Origin of the sequence: Streptomyces sp. VRA16 Mangrove soil (assembly GCF_017377775.1) — a bacterium.
Taxonomy (GTDB): domain Bacteria; phylum Actinomycetota; class Actinomycetes; order Streptomycetales; family Streptomycetaceae; genus Streptomyces.
In genome coordinates this window covers 460,088-468,727 of the sequence record NZ_JAFVLN010000007.1, presented here as the reverse complement: position 1 = coordinate 468,727, position 8,640 = coordinate 460,088, and the positions used below count along the sequence as shown (strand labels likewise).

8 protein-coding genes are annotated in these 8,640 nt (G+C 72.6%); 1 reads left to right on the top strand and 7 read right to left on the bottom strand.

The genetic code is table 11. The annotated features are described in order from the left end of the window. Positions 1-303: 303 nt before the first annotated feature. From J3486_RS22020 to J3486_RS22005, 4 genes are all read right to left on the bottom strand, one after another. Positions 304-1,077: a class I SAM-dependent methyltransferase gene (locus J3486_RS22020; protein ID WP_207822747.1), complete on the bottom strand. Its 774-nt coding sequence runs from the start codon at positions 1,075-1,077 to the stop codon at positions 304-306. A 334-nt stretch (positions 1,078-1,411) separates the two neighbouring features. Continuing rightward, the gene (locus tag J3486_RS22015) at positions 1,412-1,921 is read right to left on the bottom strand and encodes an EamA/RhaT family transporter (protein WP_207822745.1); all 510 of its coding nucleotides are present in this window, start codon (positions 1,919-1,921) and stop codon (positions 1,412-1,414) included. Between the two features lie 67 nt (positions 1,922-1,988). Continuing rightward, on the bottom strand, positions 1,989-2,354 hold the full coding sequence (locus J3486_RS22010; protein ID WP_229378355.1) for a peptidase: 366 nt from the start codon (positions 2,352-2,354) through the stop codon (positions 1,989-1,991). 42 nt (positions 2,355-2,396) lie between these two features. After that, the gene (locus J3486_RS22005) at positions 2,397-2,771 is read right to left on the bottom strand and encodes a hypothetical protein (RefSeq protein WP_229378354.1); all 375 of its coding nucleotides are present in this window, start codon (positions 2,769-2,771) and stop codon (positions 2,397-2,399) included. A gap of 259 nt (positions 2,772-3,030) precedes the next feature. Between J3486_RS22005 and J3486_RS22000 the strand changes: the two genes are divergently transcribed. Continuing rightward, positions 3,031-5,121 (top strand): serine/threonine-protein kinase, encoded by a 2,091-nt coding sequence (locus J3486_RS22000; protein ID WP_307804892.1) that lies wholly within the window; start codon positions 3,031-3,033, stop codon positions 5,119-5,121. A gap of 31 nt (positions 5,122-5,152) precedes the next feature. Here J3486_RS22000 and ilvD read toward each other — a convergent pair whose 3' ends face one another. The 3 genes from ilvD to J3486_RS21985 form a co-directional block, all read right to left on the bottom strand. Continuing rightward, the gene (gene ilvD / locus J3486_RS21995) at positions 5,153-7,006 is read right to left on the bottom strand and encodes a dihydroxy-acid dehydratase (RefSeq protein ID WP_207822740.1); all 1,854 of its coding nucleotides are present in this window, start codon (positions 7,004-7,006) and stop codon (positions 5,153-5,155) included. Positions 7,007-7,156: 150 nt separating this feature from the next. Further along, positions 7,157-7,789, bottom strand: a complete 633-nt coding sequence (locus J3486_RS21990; RefSeq protein WP_207822738.1) for a TetR family transcriptional regulator — start codon at positions 7,787-7,789, stop codon at positions 7,157-7,159. Then, positions 7,786-8,610, bottom strand: a complete 825-nt coding sequence (locus tag J3486_RS21985) for a sugar phosphate isomerase/epimerase (protein ID WP_207822736.1) — start codon at positions 8,608-8,610, stop codon at positions 7,786-7,788. Before J3486_RS21985 ends, J3486_RS21990 begins: the two co-directional genes overlap by 4 nt. Between the last annotated feature and the right edge of the window lie 30 nt (positions 8,611-8,640).

Below are 8,640 nucleotides of genomic sequence, written 5' to 3'. Positions count from 1 at the left end.
GGGGGGGGGGGGGGGTGGGGGGGGGGGGGTGGGGGGGGGGGCCCGTGGGCTGGGGCCTGATGGGGCGCCTGCCCGGCGCTGGGGTGCCGCCTTGCCCACCCTGCCGCCCTTGGCGGCAGATTGCCCAAGGCGACGTGGCGGGCCGGGGATTGCCTGAGGCGACGTGGCCGGCCAGGGATTGGTCAGGGTGGGTGGGGGTGGGCGGGTGGTTGGCCGAAACGGTGCGGCGGGTGGGGTGGGGTGGCCTTGGTTGCGGGTTGGTCTGGGCTGCGCGGCAGGTGGATGGGGTGGGTTAGGGGTGGGTTAGGGGTGGTGGGCCAGGGTGAGGTCCAGGGCGTAGGCCTCTTCCAGGGTGCCGTTGGGGAAGGCGGCCAGGAGGTGGGCTCGTTCGGATTCGAGGATGGGGCGGGCGGCTTCCGGGCCCATCACCACGAAGTAGGAGCGGCTGGCCAGGTGGGCCAGGTGGAGGTCGATCGGGATGCGGCGGGTCCAGTGGAGGCGGCGGTAGACCGTGGTGGGGGCCGGGGTCAGGTCCAGGGAGCCGATGATGCGGGACGCGTCGGAGCTGACGCCGTGGCGGTGGTAGCCGGGGAGACGGTCCTGGAGGCGGCGTTCCTGGGCCGCGGTCCATTCGACGTCGGGGTCGGGGATGTTCCACCACAGGGCGAGCGTGCCGCCGGGCCGTAGGACGCGCAGGGCCTCGGGGATCGAGCGGGCCGGGTCGGTCCAGTGCCAGGACTGGGCGTAGGTGATGAGGTCGGCGGTCGCGTCGGCGAAGGGGAGGGCGTCGCCGTAGGCGCGGACCAGCGGGATCTCGGGGTGTGTCGCGCGGAGCTGGGCGCCCATGCCGGGGCCCGGTTCCACGGCGATGACGTCGGCGCCGCGGTCCCGCAGGAGGGCGGTGGCGATGCCGGTGCCCGCGCCGACGTCGAGGGTGCGGCGGCCTCGCAGCGACCGGCCCGTCAACTCCTCGATGGTGTCGAAGAGCTGGGGCGGGTAGGTCGGGCGGGCCATGGCGTACTGGGCGGCCACGCCGTCGAAGGAGAGCGCGAATTCCGAGGACGCGTCGTGGGTCATGACGCCATCGTGGGGTGTCGGCCGGGGCGGTGTCAGGGGGCGTCGGGCCCCGGGCCAGTCCTTGGGCCGGTCGTCGCGCCAGGGCATGTGTCGAAAGTCCCGTCGTCCGCCCGAAGGGCGGGCCCCGCGGCGTCCGGTGCGTGCTCTCAGGGGGTCCCCCGGCCGGAGGCTGGGGGAGTGCCGGGCGCAAGGCTGCGCCGATGGCCCGGATGTACTTGGCCTTACGCCCGGTGCGGCGAAGGGGGTCCCGCCCGCCCGAGCCTGGCGAAGCCTGGTTCGAGGGTGGGGGCGCGTGCCAGGCGTCGCGGGGCAGGGGGGACTTTCGACACACGCCCTAGTTCTTGCGCTTGCCGCCCGACTTCTTCTTGGCCGGGTTACCGGTGCGGCGGGTGGTGCGGCGCTCGTACTGTTCCTGGGCGGTCTCGTACTCCCGGCGGCGGAGCTTCTCGCCCGGGGCCTCGGTCAGGCAGCGCAGGGCGTACGCGACGAGGACGCCGACGAACCCGATGGCCATGAAGCCGCGCAGGGCGGCCTGCTTCTCGGGGTCGGGGCGCTCGGAGAAGCCGGCCCAGGTGCGGTTGTAGGCGAGGGCGCTGCAGATCGCGAACGCGGCGATGAGCAGGATGCTCACGAAGGAGCCCACGTCGGCCATGGCCAGGCCCTGGTAGGCGAAGCGCAGCACGAAGCAGCCGGCGGCGGCCAGGACGAGGGCGCCGAGGCCGACGCCTGCGCGGCGCAGGCCGTAGTTGCCGCTGTGGTCGACCCAGGTCGTCCCGAAGAAACGGATCTCCTCGGGGCGGGGGCCAGGGGTCGGGGTGCCGGGGGTGCCGGGTTCGTCGCTCACGGGTCGATTATCGCCGGGGCGGGGGGTGAGGTGCGGGGGCCCGCCCCGGCGGGGTCGCTCCGATCCGTCAGCCGCAGCGGGAAGCCACGTAACCGTCACTGCCCGTCTTCACGTACGTGTCCGAGACGTACTCGCCCACGCCGATGTTGTCCCACAGGCTCGACGTGCCGTATGGGCCCGTCACCGTCTCACCGGGCGTCTGGCAGTAGATCCCCACCCGCGCGCCCACCGGCAGCACGCGGTACTGGGTGCCGGGGCCGCTGCGCACGTTCACGCTGTAGCCCGGGGCTATCGGGTAGGTGACCGCTGCCGCGGCGGCGGGTGCGGCGGCCGACTCGGCGGCCGTCGCCGGTGTCGTCACGGCCGCCGTCGCAAGCAGCGCGGTCAGCGCGGCGCCCGCGAACAGCGCCGTTCTCATCCTTCTGCGCTTCATTCGTGTTCCCCTTCGGGTGTGGCGGGTTCGCGACTGGCGCGGTCAGGCGCAGCGCGGGGCCACGTAACCGTCGCTGCCGGTCTTCACGTAGGCGTCCGAGACGTACTGGCCGTTGCCGATGTTGTCCCAGAGGTTGGTGGTGCCGTACGTGCCCGTGACCCACTCGCCGGGCTTCTGGCAGGTGATCGGCACGGTGGCGCCGAGCGGCAGGACGCGCAGCAGCTGGTACTGCGTGCCGGGGCCGCTGCGCACCTTGAGCCGCACGCCCGGGGCGACCGGGTAGCGGACGGCCGTCGCCGTCGTGCTCACCGCGGCCGTGGCGGCGGTGTCGGCGTCGGCGGTGTCGGTGATGTTGGTGATGTCCGCGTTGTCGGCCGCTGCCGTGTTCCCGCCCGCTATTCCGTTCTCAACAGCCATGATTCGTACCCCCGTTGATGTCGTTCCCGGCGCCTTCGATGCGCGTGGCACCGGCGTCGCCCCGTGCGACTCGCGCAGGCTAGCAAGCCCCTCCGACATCGCACGCACCATCGACTAGGCTCCGTGCGTCGCGCTTGCGGACTTCAGAACACGGGGGTGGACGATGCCGCCGCTGCGCAGCACCGGACCCGGGCCCGAAGCGGAGCGCCCGGGGTACGCCGGTCGCTATCGCCTTGAGGAATGCCTCGGATCGGGTGGCATGGGCGTGGTCCATCGGGCCACGTCCGCCTCGGGGTTGCGCATCGCCGTGAAGGTGGTGCACGCCCAGTACGCCGCGGATCCCGAGTTCAGGGCGCGCTTCCGGCAGGAGGTCAACGCCGCACGCAGGGTCAGCGGCGCCTTCACCGCGCCGGTCGTCGACGCGGATCCGGATGCCGAACTGCCGTGGATGGCGACACTGTTCATCCCCGGCGACACCCTCGCGGCACAGGTGAAACGGGACGGCGCGCTGAGCACCGCCGACGTGCGCAGGCTCGGCGCCGGACTCGCTGAGGCGCTGTGCGACATCCACCGCGCCGGGGTGGTCCACCGCGATCTGAAACCGAGCAACGTGCTGCTGGCGGAGGACGGCCCCAAGGTCATCGACTTCGGCATCTCGCGCCCGTTCGACAGCGAACTGCGCACGGAGACCGGCAAGTTGATCGGCTCACCGCCCTTCATGGCGCCGGAGCAGTTCCAGCGGCCGCGCGAAGTGGGCCCGGCCGCCGATGTGTTCGCCATGGGCGCCGTGCTCGCCCACGCCGCGACCGGCCGCGGCCCCTTCGACTCGGACAGTCCGTACATCGTCGCGTACCAAGTGGTGCACGACGAGCCGGACCTGTCCGGCGTCCCCGACGAGCTCGTGCCGGTGATCCGCCACTGCCTGGCCAAGGATCCCGCGCACCGGCCCTCCCCCACCGAGGTCTTGGAGGCGCTGCGCCGGCCATCGGACCCGCCTCATGTGCCGGCCCAGCGCGGGCCCGGCCCCGACGAGCGGGTTCCGGCGCGGCGTGGCGGCGGTTCCAGGGGTGACGGCGCCCGGCCCGCCGACAGCACGGCGCGCCTGAGAGTTCCTACGGAGGACAAGGCGCGGACATCCGGCGAGGCCCGCATGGGGACCACCGGTGCGGCCCGGCTCCGCCTGTCCGGGCGGCGGCCCCGCGCGATCCTGGCCGCCGTCGCCGGAGTCCTGCTGATCGGCGGTGTCGCCGCCCTCACGACGGGCGCGCTGCTTCCCGGTGAAGAGCGTCAGCCGTCCCGGCCCACCGACGCGAAGGCGGGCTTCAGCCCCTGGAGCGTCCGGCTCGACACCGCGGGCGGGACCCCGTCGACCTGCGCCTCGGGCACGGGCGCCCTGTTCTGCGTGACGGACGACGGCGTGGTCGCACGGCTCGACCCGGCGAACGGCAAGGCCGTGTGGCGCCGTACGACGGGCGCGCGACCGAAGGCGCCCGTGGCCGTGTCGGGCGGACTGCTGCACCTCACCATGGACCATCGTCTGGAGGCGCTCGATCCCCGTACGGGAAAGGCGCGCTGGACCTCCGACACCCGCGGCTACTCCGTGGTGGAGCGCTCCGCCGCCATGACGCTCCTGACCTCTTCGGACGGCCGGGTACGGGCCCTGGACAGCGCGACCGGGCGACAGGTGTGGTCCCGGCGCATCGGCGGTCCCGGTACGCAATGGGTGGCCGGTGACGCCCGGACGTTCTTCACGGCGACACCGACGGCCGACGGTTCGGTCACCTCGGTCGGCGCGGTGTCGGCGAGTGACGGCACGGTGCGCTGGTCCGTCCGGGTCGCGGGCGATCTGCGTCCCGTCGCGGGCGGCACGAGCGCGGTGCACCTGCTCTCCGTCGGCCTGGACCAGCTGGCCGACGAGGTGGTCAGGATCGACACGGACGACCACGCGGCGCACCGGTTCCCGCTGCCCACGCCCGTCGACCAGGCGGAGGCGACCGAGAGCGACGGGACGGTGTACGTGTACGCGGCCGGGGGCGCACTCGTCGCCGTGGACACCCGGGCGGGTGCGAAGGATGCGGTGCGCTGGCGGCGGGACACCGCGGTCAGCCGACCCTCCCGTCCGGTGACGGTGGGCGGGACGCTGTACTTCACGGCCCCGGACGGACGGCTGCTCGCCGTGTCCCGGCGCACCGGTGCCCCCGTGGGGCAGACCCGCCCCCGGCCCGACGCCTCGTCGGGCCGTGTGGTCGCGGACCTGCCCTCTCCCGTGCCGCTGGACGGCCGGATCTACGCCACCGCCCCCGACGGCACCGTCTTCGGAGTGGACGGGAGCCACCCCGAAGACTGGTGAGACCGGTAGGCCCGCCGGTGGGTCCGGGATGTCAGCCGAGCTTGGTGACGTCGCGGACCGCGCCCTTGTCGGCGCTGGTGGCCATCGCGGCGTAGGCGCGCAGGGCCGCGGAGACCTTGCGTTCGCGGGACTTGGGGGCGTAGACGCCGTTCAGTGCCGCGCGGCGGGTCGCCAGTTCCTCGTCCGTGACGAGGAGTTCGATGGTGCGGTTCGGGATGTCGATGCGGATGCGGTCGCCGTCCTCGACGAGGGCGATGGTGCCGCCGGCCGCCGCCTCGGGCGAGGCGTGGCCGATGGACAGGCCCGAGGTGCCGCCGGAGAAGCGGCCGTCGGTGACGAGGGCGCAGGACTTTCCGAGACCGCGGCCCTTCAGGTACGAGGTCGGGTAGAGCATCTCCTGCATGCCGGGGCCGCCCTTGGGGCCCTCGTAGCGGATGACGACGACGTCGCCCTCCTTGACCTGCTTGAGGAGGATCTTCTGCACCGCCTCCTCCTGCGATTCGCAGACGACCGCCGGGCCTTCGAAGGTCCAGATCGACTCGTCGACGCCGGCCGTCTTCACGACGCAGCCGTCGTCGGCCAGGTTGCCCTTGAGGACCGCGAGGCCGCCGTCCTTGGAGTAGGCGTGGGCGACGTCGCGGATGCAGCCGTTCGCCGCGTCCGTGTCGAGGGTGTCCCAGCGCTCGGACTGGGAGAACGCCTCGGCGGAGCGGACGCAGCCGGGGGCCGCGTGCCACAGCTCCAGGGCCTCATCGGACGTGCTGCCGCTGCGGATGTCCCAGGTGTCCAGCCACTGCTTGATGGAGGGGCTGTGGACCGTGTGCACGTCCTCGTTGAGCAGGCCGCCGCGGTACAGCTCGCCGAGCAGGGCGGGGATGCCGCCGGCGCGGTGCACGTCCTCCATGTAGTACGTGGTCGTGGGCGCCGCGTTCGGGGCGACCTTGGCCAGGCAGGGGACGCGGCGCGAGATCTCGTTGATGTGGTCGAGGTTGTAGTCGACCTCGGCCTCACGGGCGGCGGCGAGCAGGTGCAGGATCGTGTTCGTGGAGCCGCCCATGGCGATGTCGAGCGCCATGGCGTTCTCGAACGCGGCGTGCGTCGCGATGTTGCGCGGCAGGACCGAGGCGTCGTCCTCGCCGTAGTAGCGCTTCGTCAGCTCGACGACCGTGGCACCCGCCTTCTCGTACAGGGCCTTGCGGGCCGTGTGCGTGGCGAGGACCGAGCCGTTGCCGGGGAGGGAGAGGCCGATGGCCTCCGTCAGGCAGTTCATCGAGTTGGCGGTGAACATGCCGGAGCAGGAGCCGCAGGTCGGACAGGCGTTCTCCTCGATACGGAGGATGTCCTCGTCCGAGATGCTCTCGTCGACCGCGTCACTGATCGCGTTGACCAGGTCGAGCTTGCGGACCGTGCCGTCGACCAGGGTGGCCTTGCCGGCCTCCATCGGGCCGCCGGAGACGAAGATCGTCGGGATGTTGAGGCGGAGCGCCGCCATCAGCATGCCCGGGGTGATCTTGTCGCAGTTCGAGATGCAGACCAGGGCGTCGGCGCAGTGGGCCTCGACCATGTACTCGACCGAGTCGGCGATCAGGTCGCGGGAGGGGAGGGAGTACAGCATGCCGCCGTGGCCCATCGCGATGCCGTCGTCGACCGCGATCGTGTTGAACTCGCGCGGGATGCCGCCGGCCTCGCGGACCGCGTCGGAGACGATCCGGCCGACCGGGGCCAGGTGCGTGTGACCCGGCACGAACTCCGTGAACGAGTTGGCGACCGCGATGATGGGCTTTCGGCCGATGTCCGCACCGGGTACACCGGAGGCGCGCATAAGGGCGCGGGCGCCCGCCATGTTGCGGCCGTGGGTGACTGTGCGGGACCTCAGCTCGGGCATCGTCGCTCGCTCCTTCAGGCGTTCATCTCTGGTTGCCGGGCGTCCCTCGCGGGCCGCGCCGGGCGGAAAAGCAGGCAGAAAAGACTGGGGTCGAGCCTACGCCCGTGCTCCAGGATCCGGACCGGGTGTCCGGATGGCGGGATCGGCGTCTCAGTCGGGCCCCGGTCCCGTGAGGTGGTTCTGGACCACCGGGGCCAGGCGGGCCACCAGGGTGTCGACGTCCGCCGACGCCAGCGGCTCCACCTTGATCACGTAGCGCAGCATCGCCGTGCCCACGAGCTGGGCCGCGGCGAGCGAGACGCGCAGTTCCGCCTCCTGCTCGGGGACGTCGAGGCGGCGGCCGATGCGGGCCAGGAGCTGGGCGGCGACCAGGCGGCGGAAGACGGCGGCGGCCGTGTCGTTGTTGACGGCGGAGCGGACGATGGCCAGCAGCGGGGCGCGGGTCGCCGGGTTCTCCCAGACGCCGAGGATGAACCGGGTCAGGCGCTCCCCCGCTTCCTCCAGCGGGCCGTTCTCCACGGCGGCCGGGGCCTGGAGAGCGGGCGAGAAGGCCGTGGCGATCGACGCCTCGAAGACCTGTTCCTTGGTGCCGAAGTAGTGGTGGACGAGCGCCGAGTCGACGCCCGCCGCCTTGGCGATGGCGCGGACCGACGTCTTGTCGTAGCCGCGCGCCGCGAACTCGTCGCGGGCCGTCGTCAGGATCCGTTCGCGGGTGTCCGGGCCCTCGGGGGTCCTGGCGCGCGCGGGGCGCCCACGGCGGCGTACCGGTGCCGCGTCCGTCATGAGCCGGGGACCCGCGCCGCCGATGCCAGGTGGAGGCGGGTGAAGGCGAGGGCCTCGGCGAGGTCGGCCTCGCGTTCGGCGCTGGACATGGCACGGCGGGTGTTGACTTCGATGACGACGTGGCCGTCGAAACCGCTCACCGCGAGGCGCTCCAGGAGCTCGGCGCAGGGCTGGGTGCCGCGGCCGGGGACGAGGTGCTCGTCCTTGTTCGAACCGTTGCCGTCGGCGAGGTGGATGTGGCCGAGGCGGTCGCCCATCCTGTCGATCATCTGCATCGCGTCGGTGCGGGCGGTGGCGGTGTGGCTGAGATCGACCGTGAAGTGGCGGTAGTCGTCCTTCGTCACGTCCCAGTCGGGGGCGTACGCGAGCATCTCGCGGTCCCGGTAGCGCCACGGGTACATGTTCTCTACGGCGAATCGGACGTCGGTCTCGTCGGCCATCCGCCAGATGCCGCTGACGAAGTCGCGGGCGTACTGGCGCTGCCAGCGGAACGGGGGGTGGACGACCACCGTGGACGCGCCGAGCTTCTCGGCCGCCGCCTTCGCGCGCTGCAGCTTGACCCAGGGGTCCGTGGACCATACGCGCTGGGTGATCAGCAGGCAGGGGGCGTGGACGGCCAGGATCGGGATGCGGTGGTAGTCGCTGAGGCGGCGCAGCGCCTCTATGTCCTGGCTGACGGGGTCGGTCCAGACCATGACCTCTACGCCGTCGTAGCCCAGGCGCGCGGCGATCTCGAAGGCCGTCGCCGTCGACTCCGGATAGACCGAGGCCGTCGACAGGGCGACCTTCGCATCCGGGATGCGCACCACTGGTTCTGCCACGGGGACAGAGTACGGGCCCCGGGGGTGGGG

Excerpts from the sequence above, each read along its gene's own strand:
- J3486_RS22000 (WP_307804892.1), top strand. The coding sequence starts at position 3,031 with ATGGGCGTGGTCCATCGGGCCACGTCCGCCTCGGGGTTGCGCATCGCC.
- J3486_RS22005 (WP_229378354.1), bottom strand. The coding sequence starts at position 2,771 with ATGGCTGTTGAGAACGGAATAGCGGGCGGGAACACGGCAGCGGCCGAC.
- J3486_RS22020 (WP_207822747.1), bottom strand. The coding sequence starts at position 1,077 with ATGACCCACGACGCGTCCTCGGAATTCGCGCTCTCCTTCGACGGCGTG.
- J3486_RS21990 (WP_207822738.1), bottom strand. The coding sequence starts at position 7,789 with ATGACGGACGCGGCACCGGTACGCCGCCGTGGGCGCCCCGCGCGCGCC.
- ilvD (WP_207822740.1), bottom strand. The coding sequence starts at position 7,006 with ATGCCCGAGCTGAGGTCCCGCACAGTCACCCACGGCCGCAACATGGCG.
- J3486_RS22010 (WP_229378355.1), bottom strand. The coding sequence starts at position 2,354 with ATGAAGCGCAGAAGGATGAGAACGGCGCTGTTCGCGGGCGCCGCGCTG.